Here is a 404-nt window from a genome sequence, read left to right as displayed (position 1 = left end):
GTATCAACATTGCGACTATCCTCCGCAAGCTTAGCAATCACCTCTCCTGCTTGACCAATATCTTCTGACAACATCTGCGCTTCAGATATATTGCGCTGAATGATTTTCTGACTGGCCTGTGCTTCACTCGTTGCTTGTGCGGTAGATTCTGTTGCCTGTACTGTACGAGAGGTGACTTCGTCAACGCTAGCCATCATCTGTAACATTGCGCTAGCCAGTTGTTCTGCTTCATCTTTTTGGCGACCCACACTGTCATCAACAGAGCTTGTTGAGGCTGCCATCTGAGTAGCAGAAGAGGCCAAACGTTCAGCTGAGTGACTAACCTCTTGCATAATACCTTGTATAGAACTCACAAAATGATTGAAATATTTAGCTAGAGCAACAAGCTCTTTGCTGCCTTCTTC

General features: G+C 45.5%; 1 protein-coding gene. It reads right to left on the bottom strand.

Going from position 1 to position 404, the window contains the following annotated elements; genetic code table 11:
- Positions 1–404: methyl-accepting chemotaxis protein (locus BTA35_RS18120; protein WP_161489899.1), on the bottom strand; the 404-nt coding region annotated here is incomplete at both ends.

The organism is Oceanospirillum linum (assembly GCF_001995095.2).
In the GTDB taxonomy this organism is placed as follows: Bacteria; Pseudomonadota; Gammaproteobacteria; order Pseudomonadales; family Halomonadaceae; genus Oceanospirillum; species Oceanospirillum linum.
Note: the sequence above shows the minus strand (reverse complement) of the source record. Positions and strands in the feature narration are given on the sequence as shown.